Raw genomic sequence first — 17,011 nt, 5'->3', positions numbered from 1 at the left:
TTAGACAGGCAGCGGACCGGACCGGAAATACCGAACGACTTTCGGCCTGCTGAGGGACAAGGTGTGGCCGGATGCGGCCAGTGGGATGGTCCGGCCGTGTGTTGTGAGGCACGGTCAGGCCGTTGTCAGCTCTCGCACGACTCCACCCGTCAGCTCCCTCAGCTTCTCCCGCGTCTCCGGGTCCGTCGAGTACACGATCGTGCCGATCATGCCGCGGGTCAGCAACACCTTGTACGTGTTGCGGATCAGGCGGTCGACGTCGGCGTCGGACGTCGACTTCTTGAAGACCGGGTCCTTGGACTGCGTGCGGTCCGTGATCCAACGGTCCCCGCGCCACACCAGATCGGGGCCGATGATCACGCCGGACCAGTCGTACTCGAAGCCCTGGGCGGTGTAGACGCAACCGACCTGCCCGAAGCCGGCCGGGTCGGTGGCCCAAAGGGCGGACGGCGGCGCACCGGCGACGGAACGGTCGCCGCGGAGGTTCCATGGCCTGGCCCACTCACCGATGACGACATCGGCGGGGAGCGGAGCGCCGGGCCTGGGTTCCGGGGACCAGCGCCAGCAGTATCCCGCGGACATACGGGCGCCGTAGCCCTGGGCCCGGCGGCTCTCGAGGAATGCCTCCAGTTCTCCGGGACTGTCGGCGACCAGCAACTGCATCCGGTCGTCGGGCTCCCAGACGACCGGACCGCCAGGCTGGAGTCCGAGGAGGCGAACCACCCAGCGCAGGTACGCGTCACTGCCGCCGCAGCGGAACTGACTCTCCAGTGGCACGACACGGCATTGGAGGCCTTTCGCGGCGGCTGCCGCCTTGATGTCCTCCACCGTGCCCATCTCGCCGGGGCGCACCACCTGGTGTTCGTCGAGAAGAAAGACGGGGACGCGGGCGACGTCGATCAGTTCGTCGATCTGCCGCCTACCGGTGCGGTGAGCGGCCGAGGTGAAGCGGTTGGCGGAGGTCTCGCGGATGCGGTGGGCCTCATCGCAGATCAGGACATCGAGGGCGTTCTTCTCTGTGGTCATGAAGCTGTTGAAGTACTTGAAGAGGTCCTGCACCTCGCGCTTGCGGGAGCCGGCGATCTTCCGCATCGTCTTGGTGAAGGACTGGGAGCCAGTGGCGTGCAGTGCCGGGACGCCCTGCCGGTACAGCTCACCGAGCAGGGAGAGCGCGATGACGCTCTTACCCGTGCCGGGGCCACCCGTGATGACGACTATCTCCTTGTGGTCGGACTGTTTGGCCTTGCGTACCGCATTGAGCACCAGGCGATAGGCCACCTGCTGTTCGTCGAGGAGCACGAACTGCTCGCGTTCGCGTACCTCTTGGGCCGCAACGGCCATCAGCTGCCTCGACGGAACCGTCTTGCCGGCCTGGAGCTCATCAGCCGCACGAGCGCCGGCGGCCTTGTCGCTGAGCTTGGCGCGCAGGTGCTTGATGAACTCGCCGCGCCTCTCCCCCGTGAACATCTGGCCGCGGTCGTCGAGTTCGATGGCACGGAGTCCGCCTACGCCGAACTCCGTGGCATTGTGCAGGTACGCCACGCCACTGACCCGGTGCGGGTGTTCGGCCACGGCTCCATTGAAGTTGACGAGGTACTCGCAGTAGCGGCGCACCTGCTCCACGGGGTTGAGGACGGGATGGGCGTAGGCATCGATCCTGCACAGTGCCGGGTCGTCCTCGTCCGGCTCCGCCTGACTCCACTGCTTCAGTTCCACGACGACGTACGACGGCTCCCCGGTGACGGGATGCACTCCGGCGAGGACTGCGTCGGCACGTTTGCTGTTCAGCGGGAGGGCGTACTCCAGCATGATCTCGACTTCGCCGAGACCGGCGTCGTTGAGTGCGGCGGCGAGTGCGGGGATGCTCCGCTCCCAGGAGCGGACCTCGGCGGCGCTGGGCCGGTAGCCGTGCATGTGCGCGAACTGCTCGGTGAGGTGGAGGTAGAGCGAGCTGTCGAGTGCCCTCTCGGCGATCGTTTGCGCGGACTCGCGGAACAGCAAGGGAATCCCCCAGGCAGCACGAAATGACTCGTGCGGGTGGGGGCATGTCCTTGAGACTCCACGTCAGTGGAGCGGAAGCCCGTCGGGCCGCAATGACGACGTGATCAAGCCTACCCGCCTTCGCGGCACCGGAGGCAGGGTGCAGTCGGAGGACCGGACGCCAGTGGCGCCCGGTCCCTTCGCGAAGCGCCGCGGGGCCCCGTCAGCCCTTCTGCTCCACCCGCACCCAGTCCACCTCGGCCCGCACTCCCCCGCCCGCGATCTTGTCCACGCTCGACTGGGGCAGGCCCCAGTAGGGGCTGGTGACCTTGTTCCAGCCCGCCGGGTACGCGCCGCCCAGGGCCAGGTTGAGGATCACGTACTGGTTGTGGTCGTAGACCCACTGGCCGCGGGTCGACTCCAGGACGTTGCGGGTGGTCTCCTGGACCAGGTGGTCGTCGACGTAGAAGCGCATCGCCGTCGGGGTCCATTCGACCGCGTAGGTGTGCCACTGGTCCGCGGTGCCGCCGGCGGGGTACGTCTGGCGGGCGCCGATGTTGCCGTCCGCCGAGTAGCCGGGGCCGTGCAGGGCCGTGCTGGTCCAGTCGCCGTAGCCGATGTTCTCCATGATGTCGGTCTCGCCGGAGGCCGGCCAGGAGACGGACGGGTCGTCGACGTTGCTGCCGAGCAGCCAGAAGGCGGGCCAGAAGCCGTCGCCCACGGGGAGTTTCATGCGGGCGCTGACCCGGCCGTACGTGAAGTCGAAGTGGGTGTTGGTGTCGATGCGGCCCGACGTGAAGTCGTAGGTGCCGCCGCCCGCCTTCGTGCAGCCCTTGCAGTACTTGGCCTGGAGCAGCAACGCACCGTTCGCCACCCGGACGTTGTCCGTGGAGTCGACGTACGCCTGCGACTCGCCGTTCACCGGGCCCATCTCGGTGCCCGTGCGGACCACTCGCCACTTGGAGCGGTCGAGGCCCGCTCCGGTGAAGTCGTCGAAGAACGTGGTGCGGTACGTGCCCGGCTGATCGGCGGGGAGGGCGGGGTACGCCGCGGCCGCGCTGCCTCCCGTGCCCCAGACCTGGAACTCGTACAGGGAGTAGCCGAACTGTGCGGTGGCCGGGGCCGGGTTGTAGAAGGAGCGGCGCTCCTTGCCGAGCATGCGGACGTAGCGGCCGGTCGCCGGGGAGGGCAGCTTGACCGTGTCGTGCAGGCCGGCCGCGTCGCCGGGCGACTTCACGTTCGCGCGGCGGGCCGCGATGTCCGTCGCCGACGGTTCGTAGACGGTATGCCATGTGCGGTTGTCGTCCGACACCTGCAGGAGGTATTCGACCGCGTACGCCGACTCCCAGTACAGGTCCACCGTGTCGATCGTCGACTGCGCGCCCAGGTCCACCGACACCCAGCGGTCGGCGTTCCAGTCCGTCGACCAGCGGGAGGTGTCCCCCTTCAGGTCGGCGGGCCAGCCGCCGTCGGTGACGGCCGCCGGCGAGTGGCCCGCGTCCTGGTAGAAGTTGGTGTAGGCGGGGTGGTTCAGGGCGAGGTTGGTGCGGGTCGTGGACGCCGGGGCCGGTTCGCCGCCGTAGACCCGGAAGTTGAAGAGGGAGTAGCCCCACGGGGTGGCGCGTTCCAGGCCGCGCAGGCGTACGTAGCGGCCGGTGACCTCCTGGGGGTAGGCGTGGGCCGTGACGGAGCCTCCGGTGCCGGCGGTCTCCGTGTAGAACGGGGTCCAGTCCGTGCCGTTCTTCGAGATCTCCAGGACGTAGCGCTTGCCGTAGGCGGCCTCCCAGTCGAGGGTGACGTGGTCGACGCGGATCGTGCTGCCGAGGTCGACGCGGATCCAGGCGTCGTCGGCGAAGTTGCTGGACCAGCGGGTGGAGCCGTTGCCGTCGAAGGCGAGGCCGGGGGCGGTGCCGGCGTTCTCGCTGCCGGAGGCGGTGACGGCGGCCGGGTTCACGGCGTAGGCGGCGGCCGCGCGGTCGGTGTCCCAGGTGGCGACGGCCGGGGCGGCGTGGGCGGGGGCGGCCAGCAGCGGGCCTGCGGTCAGCAGGGCGACGGTGGACAGGGCGGCGGCGAGCAGGGTGCGCGGGACACGGGATGGCATGCGGCTCTCCTCAGTGGGGTGGGGATGCGTCCGTTCGTTTGCCGTATTGGCGCGTGCATGACAGTCCGAAGGTGCCGGTCCGATGTGGGACCGGCTGGTGCGCGGCCGGTGGGTGCCCGGCGCTGGCGTGAGGGGCCGGTGGGGCGAGGGACCGGTGGGTGCGGGCTCCCGTACCCGCGCCCACCGGTCGTCCGAGCCGGGCTCAGGCGGCCCGGCGTGCCTGGCCGCGGTGGACGCGGACGATGTCCGCGTACCGGTGTCCGCTGCCCTTGATCGTGCGCACCTGGGTGCGGTAGTCGACGTGAACCAGGCCGAAGCGCTTGTCGTAGCCGTAGGCCCACTCGAAGTTGTCCAGCAGCGACCACGCGAAGTACCCGGCCAGCGGCGCGCCCTTGCGGGCCGCTGCGGCGCAGGCGGCCAGGTGGCGCTCCAGGTAGTCCTGGCGCTCCGGGTCGTCGACGGTGCCGTCCGGGCGGACCACGTCGGGGTACGCCGAGCCGTTCTCGGTGACGAAGATCTTCCGGGCGCCGTACTCCTCGGTCAGGCGGAGCAGCAGGGTCTCGATGCCGCTCGCGTCGATCTCCCAGTCCATGCCGGTGCGCGGGACGTCCGGGCGGCGCACGGCGCGCACGCGGGGCGCGGGGCCGTCGGGGTCGTCGGCGACGTACGCCGGGAAGTAGTAGTTCAGGCCGAGCCAGTCCAGCCGGCTCGCGATGGTCTCCAGGTCGCCCGGGTGTTCGGGGAGCTCGACGCCGTAGGTGTCGACCATGTCGGCGGGGAAGCCGCGGCCGTGCACCGGGTCCAGCCACCAGCGGTTGACGTGGCCGTCGTGCCGGCGGGCGGCCGCCAGGTCCTCCGGGCGGCCGGTGGCGGCGTGCACGGTGGAGAGGTTGTTGACGATGCCGACCTCGGCGTCCGGGACGGCGGCGCGGATCGCCCCGGTGGCGAGGCCGTGGCCGAGGAGCAGGTGGTAGGAGGCGCGTACGGCGGCGGTGAGGTCGCTCCAGCCGGGGGCCATCGTGCCTTCGAGGTGGCCGATCCAGGCCGAGCAGGAGGGCTCGTTGAGGGTGGTCCACAGCTTGACGCGGTCGCCGAGGCGGCCCGCGACCACCGCGGCGTAGTCGGCGAACGCGAAGGCGGTGTCCCGCTCCGGCCAGCCGCCGCGGTCCTGGAGCACCTGGGGCAGGTCCCAGTGGTACAGCGTGACGGAGGGGGTGATGCCCGCCTCCAGCAGGGCGTCGACCAACTCGTCGTAGAACGCGAGGCCCTTGGCGTTCACCGGACCGCGGCCGCCGGGGATCACCCGCGGCCAGGCGACCGACAACCGGTAGGCGTTGGTGCCCAGTTGGCGCATCAGGCCGATGTCCTCGCGCCAGCGGTGGTAGTGGTCGCAGGCGACGTCGCCGTTGTCGTCGTTCGCGATCTTGCCGGGGGTGTGCGAGAAGGTGTCCCAGATCGACGGTGAACGGCCGTCCTCGGCGACGGCGCCTTCGATCTGGTACGCCGCTGTGGCCGTGCCCCACAGGAAGTCGTGCGGGAGTGCGGCGAGGTCGATGCGTCCGGACACTGAAGTCCCTTCGGGATCAGGGGTGTGGGTCATTTGACGGCGCCCGCCGTCAGACCGGCGACGAGATAGCGCTGGAGGAGCAGGAAGCCGGCCACCACGGGCACGCTGACGACCAGCGAGGCGGCCATGATCTGGTTCCAGTAGACGTCGTTCAGGGTCGAGTAGCCCTGCAGGCCGACGGCGAGGGTGCGGGTGGTGTCGTTGGTCATGACGGACGCGAAGAGCACCTCGCCCCACGCGGTCATGAAGGCGTACACGGCGACCGCGACGATGCCGGGGATCGCGGCCGGCACGACGATCCTGAACAGCGCCTTCAGCGGCCCGCAGCCGTCCACCAGCGCCGCCTCGTCCAGGTCGCGCGGCACCGAGTCGAAGTAGCCGATGAGCATCCAGATGGAGAAGGGCAGGGAGAACGTCAGGTACGTCAGGATCAGCCCGCCGCGCGAGCCGAACAGGGCGATGCCGGTGGCGTTGCCGATGTTGACGTAGATCAGGAACAGCGGGAGCAGGAAGAGGATGCCCGGGAACATCTGCGTGGACAGCACGGTCACCGTGAACACGCGCTTGCCGCGGAACTCGTAGCGGCTGACGGCGTAGGCCGCGAACACGGCGATGACGACCGAGCAGACGGTGGCCGCGCCCGCCACGATCAGCGAGTTCACGAAGTACTTGGCGAGCGGGACCGTCGACCAGATGTCGATGTACGGCCGGACCGTCAGACCGCTCGGCAGCCAGCGGAACTTGTCCGTGACGTCGGCCAGCGGCTTCAGCGAGCTGGAGACCATGACGTAGACCGGCACCAGCACGAACCCGGTGAGCAGGGTCAGGAAGATCCGCCGGGACCAGGTGAACGAACGCGGCGCCGCCATCGGGGAGCTGTGGTCAGACATCGGCGGCCCTCCGTCCGCGCGAGGTGAACAGGAGGTACACACCCGTCACGACCAGCAGGAACAGCAGCAGCAGGACCGACATGGCGGAGCCCGTGCCGAAGTTCCAGGTGACGAAGGACGCCTGGTAGATGTGCACGGAGATCAGGTCGGCCGCCTCGGGGGCGGACCTGCCGAACAGCACGTACGGGGTGTTGAAGTCGTTGAACGTCCACAGGAACAGCACCAGGACCAGGACCTGGTTGACGGGGCGCAGCGACGGCAGGGTGATGCGGCGGATCTGCTGCCACACCCCGGCGCCGTCCAGTGCGGCGGCCTCGTACAGCTCCTTGGGGATGTTCTGCAGGCCGGCCATCACGATGAGGAAGGCGAACGGCCAGCCCTTCCACACCGACACGACGAGCAGCGCGTAGAAGCTGTTGTCGCCGATGAGCCAGAAGGACGGCTTGCCGGTGAGGTGCAACTGGTCGTGCAGGACGTGGTTCACCAGGCCGTTGTCGTGCTGGAACATGAACACCCAGGTGATCACGGCAGCGTAGACGGGCAGCGCGTACGGCACCAGGAACAGGGCGCGCAGCAGGCCGCGGCCGCGGAAGGTGTCCTGCATGAAGACGGCGGCGGCGGTGCCGATCAGCCAGCACAGGCCGACGGAGAGCAGGGTGAAGCCGATGGTGACGAAGAACGAGTGGAGCAGTGCCTCGCCGACGGGGGCGTCGAAGTCCACCGACACCTTGTAGTTGCCGAGGCCGGACCAGGGTGCGCTGCCCCAGTCGCGGATGTAGAGCTGGGTGAGCTCCTTGAAGCTCATCACGATGCCGATGACCATCGGCACGAGGTGGACGAGGAGTTCGAGGAGCAGGGCGGGCAGGAGCAGCAGGTACGGGAGTCCGATGCGGCGGATCCGCCCGGGACGGCGGCGGAGTTCGCGCGCCGCCCCGGGGGAGTTCTCGCGGACCGGCTCCTTCAGAGCGGTCGAGGTCATGGTGCTCAGGCCGCCGGCATCTGCTGCTGGGCCTTCTCCAGCTTCGCCTTGACGGAGTCGGTCGTCACCGCGCGGCCGGCCGCCACGTCGGCGAACAGGTCCTTGACGGCCGTGCCGACCGCCGTCTCGAACTGGGACTCGGCCGCGACCTGCGGGAGCGCGGCCGCGCTGGTGGCGAGGGTCTGCTTGAGCACCGCGGTGGCCGGGGAGTTGAACGCCGCGTCGGACTGGGCGGTCTTGACCGGCGGGATGGATGTGTACGCGGTGTTGAGGATCTTCTGCTCGGCGTCGCTGGTCATGAACTTCACGAACTTGGTGGCGCCGCTCAGGTTGTGACTGTTCTTGAAGACGGCGATGTTGATGCCGGCGACCATCGAGTTGGTCTGCGCGCCGGTGCCCGGGGCACCGGACTGGACGGGCACGGGGGCGATGCCGTACGCGTCGTCCTTCATGCCCTGCGACTTGAGGTTGGCGGCGGCGGACTGCCACAGCAGCATGGCCTGCTTGCCCTTGGCGAAGTCGCTGACCGACTGGTTCTGGGCGTACTCGGCGTCGTTGGTCGGGATGACCTTGTCCTTGGCCATCAGGTCGACGTACTGCTTGACCGCGTCGACGACCTTGGGGTTGGTGAAGTCGGGCTTGCCGTCGGCGGTGAAGAAGTCGGCGCCGTGCTGCTTGGCGAAGACGAAGACGTGGTGGATGTTCTCGGAGAGGTTGGAGCCCTCGGCGCCGAGGACGTTCTTGCCCTTCGCCTTGATCTTCTTGCCGTCGGCGATCAGCTCGTCCCAGGTGGCCGGGGGCTTGCTGATGCCGGCGTCGGCGAAGATCTGCTTGTTGTAGTAGAGCGCGTACGCCATCGAGTACAGCGGCACCGCCGCCGGGTCCTTGCCCTGCGCTCCCGTCGAGCCGAGCGCCGAGTCGACGAACCGGTCCTTCCCGCCGATCTTGTCGAAGTTCTTCGCGTCCCACGGCAGCAGCGCGCCGGTCGCCTGCAGGGAGGCGCTCCAGGTGTTGCCGATGTTCAGCACGTCCGGGCCCTGGCCGGAGGTGGTGGCGGTGAGGATGCGGTTGAGCAGGTCGGACCAGGGCACGACCTCCAGCTTCACCTTGATGCCGGTCTGCTTCTGGAACTTGTCGAGTTCCGGTTGCAGGACCTTCTTGTCGATCGCGATGCTGGCGCCCTGGTTGGAGGCCCAGTAGGTGAGCGTCTTCGGCGAGTCGTTTGACCCGCCGCCGCTCGACGAACCGCCTCCGCAGGCCGTAGCCGCGAGGGCGAGAGACATGGTGACGGCGCCTACGGCCGCGGCTCGGATGCTGCGCATGGCTCCTGGTGTCCCTTTCCGGGAGTCGAGACCCTGAGGGGCGCGTCGCGGGAACCGACACCCCGTTCGGCTCCCGAAGCCCCTCATGGCTTAATTTAGGATGTGAGTTAAACCTCAAGAGAAACGCTCGTCAAGGGATCCGGCACCGTGGACCGGCCCGACGGGCCTCCGGAACGCGCGAACCAGGGAGGTCGGGTGGCAGGGCTGAGCGGCCGTACGGTGCGTGACCTGCGGCGGGAGAGCCGGAGCACCGTTCTGCAACGGTTGTATTTCGACGGCCCCATGAGCCGGCAGGCGCTGTGCCCGGCGACCGGGCTGAGTTCGGGGTCCGTCAGCAACGTCGTCGCCGAACTCCTGGCCGACCAGCTGGTGGAGGAGGCCGGCAGCGTCGGCTCCGACGCCGGCCGGCCGCGCCGGCTGCTGCGGATACGGCCGGACAGCGGCCGGCTGATCGGCGTCGACGTCGGCGAGACCCGGGTCCGGGTCGAGCTGCTGGACCTCGCACTCACCGAACTCGCGCGCGCCGAAAGCCCTTTGGGGCCACGCGGCTACGACGTCGACGCCGTCGTCGGCCATGTCCGCGAAGGCATCGCCGACGTGCTCCGCACGGCCGGGCTGGACCCGGGCGACCTGCTCGGCGTCGGCATCGGCGTTCCCGGCATCATCGAGGACACCGGGGAGCAAGGCGCCGTCGTCCACGGCCAGACGATCGGCTGGGACGCCGTACCGCTCGAACGGCTGCTGCGCCTGAACGGCCAACTCCCCGACGACGTGCCCCTCTTCATCGACAACGGCGCCAAGACGCTCGGCCAGGCCGAAATGTGGTTCGGCGGCGGACGCGGAGCCCGCAACGCCGTCGTCGTCCTGTTCGGCTCCGGCGTCGGCGCCTGCGTCGTCACCGAGGAGGCCGCCCAGGGACGGGCGGTGGAATGGGGGCACCTGACGGTACGCGTCGGCGGCCGCCGCTGCCGGTGCGGCGCCCTCGGCTGCCTGGAGGCCTACGCGGGCGCGGAGGCGCTCGTCGCCCGCTGGCGGGAGGCGGGCGGCCGCCCGTCCGCCGGCGCCGGGGAGGAGACCGCCCTCACCGAACTGCTCGCCGCGGCCCGCCCCGTGGCAGGCCGCGACCCGGATCCGGTGGCCGCCGCCGTGCTCGCCGAGACCGCCGAGTACCTGGGCGCCGGCCTCTCCGACCTGATCAACCTCTTCCAGCCCGAACGCGTCCTGATCGGCGGCTGGGCGGGCCTCCAGCTCGGCGGCGCCTTCCTGGACGAGGTCCGCGCCCACGCCCTCACGCACGCCCTGCGCTTCCCCGCGGGCCGCGTCGGCATCGAACTCGGCCGCCTCGGACCGGACGCCGTCACCGTCGGCGCGGCGGTCCTCCCCCTCGCCGCCTTCTTCGCCCGCGGCGGCAGCCGCCCCCGGCCCGCGAACCGGACCGTACCCTCGCCCGCCTGGCGTACGGCACTGGACGGGAGGTTGGTGTGAGGGGCCGAGCGGGGCGCACGGTGGTCGGCCGTCGCCCGTCAGCAAGTCGGCTGATGGTCAGGGTAGTTGGGGCCGGAACTCATCGAGGAGGTCGCGGCCCGGCTCCACCACTCCGTACGTGTTCGCCGGTACCTCGTTCCAGGCGCCGGGGAGGTCGCCCAGCGGTTCCGAGACCACCAGGCGGGTCTCGTCGGAGACGTCCTTCAGGAAGTCGGTGTCGGGGTGCAGCGCCCTCAGGTCGTCCACCCGGCGGCTGAAGTACAGCGACCTCGGCGTGCCCTCGCTGGCGTAGCGGAACACCCACGTCCTCTCCCCGTCGGCCACCGCGATCGTCATCTGCATCGGGGCGGGCACCCCGTGCTGGTCCGCGACCCGCTCCACGAAGCCGACCATCCGGGCCACCGCACCGGGCGGGTCCTCGTCCAGCCCGAACGTCAGCGCCAGGTAGAACATCGCCTCGGAGTCGGTGGTGCCCTCGATCGACGAGAACAGCGCCGGGTCCACGCCGAGCAGGAGCGACCGGCGCAGCAGGTGGAAGCCGGCGATCGCGCCGTTGTGCATCCACATCCAGCGGTCGTGGCGGAACGGGTGGCAGTTGGTCTGCTGCACCGCCGTACCGGTCGAGGCCCGGACATGGGCGAAGAACAACGGGGCGCGGACGTGCCCGGCGATCTCCTGGAGGTTGCGGTTGCTCCAGGCCGGGCCGACGTCGTGGAACACGGCCGGGGTGCGCGCGTGCGTCGCGTACCAGCCGATGCCGAAGCCGTCGCCGTTGGTCGTCTCCACGCCCATCCGCGCGTGCAGGCTCTGGTCGATCAGCGAGTGTTTCGGCCGGTACAGGACCTCTTCGAGGATCAGGGGTGTGCCCGAGTAGGCCAGCCAACGGCACATGGCTCATCCCCTGCCTGCCGGGGCGCTGCGGTGCGTCATGCCTCCTCCGCCCCGGCCAGGTCCAGGTCGAACGCGACCCCGATGTTCCGGGCCGCGGACACCACCCGGGCACTGCCGACGACGGGCGCGATCGCCACGAGCGTGCCCTGGACCTTCTCGAACGGCACCCCGAACTGCTCCGCCGTGCCGATGTTCAGCAGGTAGGAGGCCGGCGCCGCGTCCAGGGCCACCAGGGCGGCGATACGGGCGAGCAGATAGGTCTCGGGGTCGAGTCCGGACCGCTCGAAGGTGTCCAGGGTCATGTGGACGAGCGTCTCGAACACGGGAGCGTCTGCCTCGGCGAGGGCGGCCATGCCGCTCGCGCCGGTGATTTCCTCGGTCATCTTCGCCTCACGCCTTCCGGGCAGCCGGGCCGGTGGTGTCCGCCTTCCACCTCATCCGGTGCGGGGACGGTCCGCATCGCCCGGGGAGGGTGATTTCGTCGGGTTGGCTGGGGGGCGGGGTCGGGGTGCGGGTCGGCGTGGGGTGGGGGGGGCGACGGCTGACGGTCTACGGGCGGTCCGCACCCCGCGTACTGCCGTGCGTGGGTGCGGACCGCATACCGCGGACCGTATACCGCATACCGCCTGCACGAGCCCGCGGCCTGTACACCGACCAGCGACGACGGCTGACGGCTACCGGGCCGCGACCGAGTGCGACGGCGACGGCGACTGCGCCTGCGCCTGCGGCGCCGCCGCGTACCCGGCGGGGCGGGTGGTGAACGTGCCCCGGCCCTGGGTGCGGCTGCGCAACCGGGTCGCGTAGCCGAAGAGTTCGGCCAGCGGCACGGTGGCGGTCAGGACCGCCGCACCGCCCCGGTGCTCGGAGCCGGTGATCCGGCCGCGCCGGGCGGCCAGATCGCCGAGCACCCCGCCGACCGCGTCCTCGGGCACAGTGACCGTGACCTCGGCCACCGGTTCCAGCAGGACCATCGCGCAGGCGCGCAGCGCCTCGCGCAGGCCGAGCCGGCCCGCGGTGCGGAAGGCCGTGTCGGAGGAGTCCTTCACGTGGGTCGAGCCGTCGGTCAGCGTGACCCGCAGCCCGGTCACCGGGTGGCCGCCGAGCGGACCCTCTGACAGGGCGTCCCGGCAGCCGGCCTCCACCGCGCGCACGTACTCCTGCGGCACCCGTCCGCCGACCACCGTGGACCGGAACTCGAACCCGGTCGCGCCCGGTTCGCCCGTGAGCGGCTCCACGTCCAGGACGACATGGGCGAACTGCCCCGCCCCGCCGTCCTGCTTGACGTGCCGGAACACCAGGCCGCCGACTCCGCGCTCGACGGTCTCGCGGTGGGCGACCCGCGGCCGGCCCACGCTCACCTCGGGCCCGCCGTCGCGGCGGATCTTCTCCACGGCCACCTCCAGGTGCAGTTCGCCCATGCCGGACAGCACCGTCTGTCCCGTCTCGCCGTCGGTGCGGACGACCAGCGAGGGGTCCTCCTCGGCGAGCCGCGCCAGCGCGGTCGCCAGCCGGCCGCTGTCGGTGGCGCGGCGCGCCTCGACGGCCACGGACACCACGGGTTCGGCGACCACGGGGCGTTCCAGGAGCAGCGGGGCGCCCGGGTCGCACAGGGTGGAACCGGCCCGCGCGCCCTTCAGCCCCGCCAGCGCGACGATGTCACCGGCGACCGCCCGGTCCAGCTGGACGTGCCGGTCCGCCATGAGGCGGACGATCCGTGCCACCCGCTCGGTGCGCCCGGTGCCGGGGTCCCACACGGTGTCTCCCTTCCCGATCGTGCCCGAGTAGACGCGCACGCAGGTCAGGCGTCCGGTGCCGCTCGCGTTCACCTTGAACGCGAGTGCGGCGAACGGCGCCTCGGGGTCGGCGGCCCGCCGCTGTTCGGCGCCTTCGTGGACGCCGCGCACGGCGGGTACGTCGAGCGGTGACGGCAGGTAGGCCACCACCGCGTCCAGCAGGGGTTCGATGCCGCGGTCGCGGTAGGCGGAGCCGCACAGGACGACCACACCGTCGCCGGTGCGGGTGAGGTCGCGCAGGCAGGCGGCCAGGGTGGCGGCGGACAGCGTCTCGCGGTCGCAGAACTCCTCCAGCGCGGCCGGGTGCAGCTCGGCCACCGCCTCCTCCAGCGTCCTGCGCCGGCGCAGGGCCTCCTGCCGGAGCGCTTCGGGCACCGGCGCCTGCACCGCCGTACCGCCGCCGGCGTCGTCGTCCCGCACCAGCGCGCACATGTGCACCAGGTCGACGACGCCGGTGAAGTCGCCCTCGGTCCCGATGGGCAACTGCACGACCAGCGGGGCGGGGTGCAGCCGTTCCCGGATGGAGTCGACGGCCCGGTCGAGGTCGGCGCCCGCGCGGTCCAGTTTGTTGACGAAGGCGATCCTCGGGACGCCGTACCGGTCGGCCTGCCGCCACACCGACTCGCTCTGCGGCTCGACCCCGGCGACGGCGTCGAAGACGGCGACGGCCCCGTCGAGGACGCGCAGCGAGCGTTCGACCTCGTCGGCGAAGTCGACGTGGCCGGGGGTGTCGATGAGGTTGATGCGGTGTCCGGCCCAGGCGCAGCTGACGGCGGCGGCGAAGATGGTGATGCCGCGGTCGCGTTCCTGGGGATCGAAGTCGGTGACGGTGGTGCCGTCGTGGACCTCGCCGCGCTTGTGGGTGGTGCCCGTCGCGTAGAGGATCCGCTCGGTGACGGTGGTCTTGCCGGCGTCGACGTGGGCGAGGATGCCGAGGTTGCGGACGGTCGCGAGGTCGGTGACATGCGTGCGCACGGCCCATGGCCTTTCTGATGATCAGAGAATTAGGGGCGGCGCGATCACCCGGACGAGGACGGACCGGACCTCACCGGCCCGCCGGCGGCGGAGGCCGGCCGGCGGGAGGCGGAGTGCTGGAGGCGGAGGTGAACCGGGTCGGGGACTCGTCAGGGCATCCGGTGCCGGCCGCGCAGCGGGCACCGGACGGACGAGGACACCAGGATCACCTCGGACCGCGACGGGGGGACGACGACGGCGGTGCGGTCACGCACGGTCGGCTCCCCTTGGTGTAGGTGTGTGCGGCGGCGCGCGCCGCCGTGAAGTCGCGGCGGCGGCCGGTACGTCGATGACGGTACGAGAGATCGCCCGGCCGGAGCACCTGGTTTTCCGGCGCCCCGCGGCGCGGAGTCATGGCAGGGACGGCCGGCTCCTCGCCGGTGTCACGCGTTAGCCCGCGCGCATGATTCACCGGTGCCACCGGGTGAACCGCAGGCGGTGGCCACGCGTCGCCGGAAGCGGCGGGCGCTCGCCCGTTAGAGTCGGCTCCCGTGCCTCTGAGCTATGCGTTCGTGAACCTCAAACCCGGGGTGGGAAAGACGACCAGCGCGGTCTGGCTGGCCCACGCGCTGCACGCGTCGGGACTGTCACCGTTGCTCGTGGACAGCGACCCCGCGTCCTCCGCACTGCGGTGGAGCGAGCTGGCGGGCGGGTTCCCGTTTCCCGTGCTCGCGCTCCCGGTGGGTGACGTGCACCGGCGGGTGAACGACTTCCTCGACAACCGGCGGGCCGTGGTGTTCGACGCCCCGCAGATGGAGGACCACGCCCAGATCGCCCGGGGCGTCCTGAGGTACGCGAGCGACTGGATCATTCCGGTGACCCCGGCCCCGATCGAGCTGGACCGCATGGCGCCCATCGACCGGGAGATGGACGACATGCAGTCCCTGCGCTCCCGGCCGGCCCGCGCCGCCGTGCTGCTGAACCGCACGAACCGCCCGGACGCCACCCGCACCGGCCCCGATGCGGACGCCCGCGAAGCGCTCACCGAGCGGGGTTTCGACGTGCTGTCCACGCACATCCCCCGGCTCGACCTGTACTCCCAGTCCTTCGGCAGTCCCGTAGAGGTGAAAGGCACGGCGTACATGGATCTCGCCGAGGAACTCGTCAACCGTCAGGACGCGGCATGAACCAGCGCAAGGACACCTATCGGGCCGCACTGCGGCGCCGGCCGGAAGCCACGGCCCCCGCGGCCGCCGCGTCTCCCGCGGCTCCGGCGGCTCCGGCGGCTCCGGCGGCCGCCCCTTCCTCCCGGTCCACCCCTTCCGGCCCGACCAGGGTCACGCCACTGGACACCCGCTTCGTCAAGGTGACCGTCGAACTGGACACCGCACCCGCGCGAGACCTCGGCCGCTGGGCCGGACGGCAACTGTCCGCGCTCGTGCGGGCGGGTGAGACGGTCCTGAGACCACTGCGGCAGGACGGACGAGCCGCCGAGGAAGAACACACTGTGTGACGATTGGTCCGCCTCTCCCCCTACGTGGAATCCGCCACAATTTGTCCGTTTCGGCGGATGAATGAATAAAAATGGCTCTTTGCAGCCGGTTGCGCTCCCCTGCGATCGGCTCCACGGATTCAACGACCAGCGGCATGGGAGAAGCGATTGATCACGGCACGTAACCGACGCACCGGGCTGATGGCCACGGCCGGCGTAATCGGCGGTGCACTCGCCCTCACGGCCCTCGGCGGTACCGGCTACGCCGCGACCGGCGGCAACGGCAGCGGAACCGGGGCGGCGTCGCAGGCGCCGACGCAGGCGCCCGCACCCGCGCAGACGTCGGCGCCCGTGTCGGCGGCGGCGCCCGTGTCGGCGGCTGGGCAGGCGCAGACGAAGACGCAGGGCGACCAGACGGGCGCACAGGCGGCTTCCGACGCCCGAATAAAGATCACGCCCGCGGCGGGCTCGTACGGCGTCGCGGTCGGCACCCCCGTCGTGGTCACCGTCAGCGACGGAAAGCTCACCAAGGTGACGGTGACCGCCGTCGCGTCCGGTACCGAGGTCGCGGGCTCCCTGTCCGCGGACGGCACGTCCTGGAAGTCGACCGGTCCGCTGACCCGGGCCACGACGTACCAGGTCGCCTCCGAGGCCGTGGACGCCCAGGGCCGTTCCGTCACCGAGAACGCCACGATCTCCACGGTCTCCCCGGCCAACAACTTCATCGGCCACCTGTCCCCGCAGAACGGCTCGACGGTCGGTGTGGGCATGCCGGTGACGGTCACCTTCGGCAAGGCGGTCGGCGACAAGGCGGCCGTGCAGTCGGCGATCAAGGTCAGCTCCAGCAGCGGCCAGCAGGTCGTCGGTCACTGGTTCGGCGACCACCGCCTGGACTTCCGGCCGCAGAACTACTGGAAGGCCGGCTCCACCGTCACCGTCACGCTCAGCAGCAACGGCGTGCAGAGGACGGTCACCTTCAAGATCGGCCGGAGCCAGATCAGCACCGTCGACGCCAGGACGAAGCAGATGACGGTCGTGCGGGACGGCAAGAAGATCAAGACCATCCCGATCTCGTCCGGCAGCGCCGAGCACCCGACGTACAACGGCCGGATGGTCATCTCCGAGAAGTACCGGCAGGTCCACATGAACGGCGCGACCGTCGGCCTCACGGAGAAGGACGGCAAGCCCTCGTACGACATCAAGGCCGTGCCGCACGCCATGCGCCTGACCGACTCGGGCACCTTCATCCACGGCAACTACTGGGGCACCGACGCCGTCTTCGGCAAGGTCAACACCAGCCACGGCTGCGTGGGCCTGAAGGACGTCCGGGGCGGTGGCGACGGCAGGACGCCCGCCGCGTGGTTCTTCGACAACTCGATGACCGGTGACGTCGTGGTCATCAAGAACTCCCAGGACAAGACCAAGCTGGCCCCGGACAACGGCCTCAGCGACTGGAACATGCCGTGGAGCGCGTGGGTCTCGGGCAGCGCGACCGGCTGACGCCACCTCCCTCACGCGCGGGCACACCCGCACACCTTCCGCCGGGCGGCGGCCGAC

13 protein-coding genes are annotated in these 17,011 nt (G+C 70.7%); 4 read left to right on the top strand and 9 right to left on the bottom strand.

Annotation, left to right across the window (positions count from 1 at the left end; all coding sequences use genetic code 11):
* Positions 1-114: 114 nt before the first annotated feature.
* From B446_RS30335 to B446_RS30310, 6 genes are all read right to left on the bottom strand, one after another.
* A complete protein-coding gene (locus B446_RS30335) occupies positions 115-2,001 on the bottom strand; it encodes a DUF2075 domain-containing protein (protein ID WP_020943262.1) in 1,887 nt (628 codons plus the stop codon).
* A 202-nt stretch (positions 2,002-2,203) separates the two neighbouring features.
* Positions 2,204-4,081, bottom strand: coding sequence for a discoidin domain-containing protein (locus B446_RS30330; protein ID WP_020943261.1), 1,878 nt, complete (start codon positions 4,079-4,081; stop codon positions 2,204-2,206).
* A gap of 202 nt (positions 4,082-4,283) precedes the next feature.
* Positions 4,284-5,681 carry a GH1 family beta-glucosidase gene (locus B446_RS30325; protein ID WP_052352203.1) on the bottom strand — a complete coding sequence of 466 codons (1,398 nt, stop codon included), beginning with the start codon at positions 5,679-5,681 and terminating at the stop codon, positions 4,284-4,286.
* On the bottom strand, positions 5,678-6,517 hold the full coding sequence (locus tag B446_RS30320) for a carbohydrate ABC transporter permease (protein WP_020943259.1): 840 nt from the start codon (positions 6,515-6,517) through the stop codon (positions 5,678-5,680). The genes B446_RS30325 and B446_RS30320 overlap by 4 nt, the downstream gene beginning before the upstream one ends.
* A 13-nt stretch (positions 6,518-6,530) precedes the next feature.
* On the bottom strand, positions 6,531-7,517 hold the full coding sequence (locus tag B446_RS30315) for a carbohydrate ABC transporter permease (RefSeq protein WP_020943258.1): 987 nt from the start codon (positions 7,515-7,517) through the stop codon (positions 6,531-6,533).
* A 5-nt stretch (positions 7,518-7,522) separates the two neighbouring features.
* Complete coding sequence (locus tag B446_RS30310) at positions 7,523-8,839, bottom strand: ABC transporter substrate-binding protein (protein ID WP_020943257.1); 1,317 nt, start codon at positions 8,837-8,839, stop codon at positions 7,523-7,525.
* Positions 8,840-9,034: 195 nt separating this feature from the next.
* On the opposite strand from B446_RS30310, the gene B446_RS30305 reads away from it, so the two are divergent.
* Positions 9,035-10,324, top strand: coding sequence for an ROK family protein (locus tag B446_RS30305; protein WP_020943256.1), 1,290 nt, complete (start codon positions 9,035-9,037; stop codon positions 10,322-10,324).
* 57 nt (positions 10,325-10,381) lie between these two features.
* On the opposite strand, the gene B446_RS30300 is transcribed toward B446_RS30305, so the two are convergent.
* The 3 genes from B446_RS30300 to fusA form a co-directional block, all read right to left on the bottom strand.
* Complete coding sequence (locus tag B446_RS30300) at positions 10,382-11,215, bottom strand: class II glutamine amidotransferase (RefSeq protein WP_020943255.1); 834 nt, start codon at positions 11,213-11,215, stop codon at positions 10,382-10,384.
* Between the two features lie 35 nt (positions 11,216-11,250).
* Positions 11,251-11,598: a carboxymuconolactone decarboxylase family protein gene (locus B446_RS30295; protein ID WP_020943254.1), complete on the bottom strand. Its 348-nt coding sequence runs from the start codon at positions 11,596-11,598 to the stop codon at positions 11,251-11,253.
* Positions 11,599-11,889: 291 nt separating this feature from the next.
* Positions 11,890-13,983, bottom strand: coding sequence for an elongation factor G (gene fusA, locus B446_RS30290; protein ID WP_020943253.1), 2,094 nt, complete (start codon positions 13,981-13,983; stop codon positions 11,890-11,892).
* Between the two features lie 530 nt (positions 13,984-14,513).
* Between fusA and B446_RS30285 the strand changes: the two genes are divergently transcribed.
* The 3 genes from B446_RS30285 to B446_RS30275 all read left to right on the top strand — a co-directional run bounded on the left by B446_RS30285 (position 14,514) and on the right by B446_RS30275 (position 16,954).
* Positions 14,514-15,149, top strand: a complete 636-nt coding sequence (locus tag B446_RS30285) for a ParA family protein (RefSeq protein ID WP_193384514.1) — start codon at positions 14,514-14,516, stop codon at positions 15,147-15,149.
* Entirely contained in the window at positions 15,146-15,475 is a 330-nt protein-coding gene (locus B446_RS39330) for a hypothetical protein (protein WP_020943251.1), read from the top strand. The genes B446_RS30285 and B446_RS39330 overlap by 4 nt, the downstream gene beginning before the upstream one ends.
* 147 nt (positions 15,476-15,622) lie before the next feature.
* Positions 15,623-16,954 (top strand): L,D-transpeptidase, encoded by a 1,332-nt coding sequence (locus B446_RS30275; protein ID WP_043476740.1) that lies wholly within the window; start codon positions 15,623-15,625, stop codon positions 16,952-16,954.
* Positions 16,955-17,011 lie beyond the last annotated feature (57 nt).

The organism is Streptomyces collinus Tu 365, from assembly GCF_000444875.1.
Taxonomy (GTDB): Bacteria; Actinomycetota; Actinomycetes; order Streptomycetales; family Streptomycetaceae; genus Streptomyces; species Streptomyces collinus_A.
The sequence above is the reverse complement of the archived record's forward strand: the minus strand, read 5'-3'. Positions and strand labels throughout refer to the sequence as shown.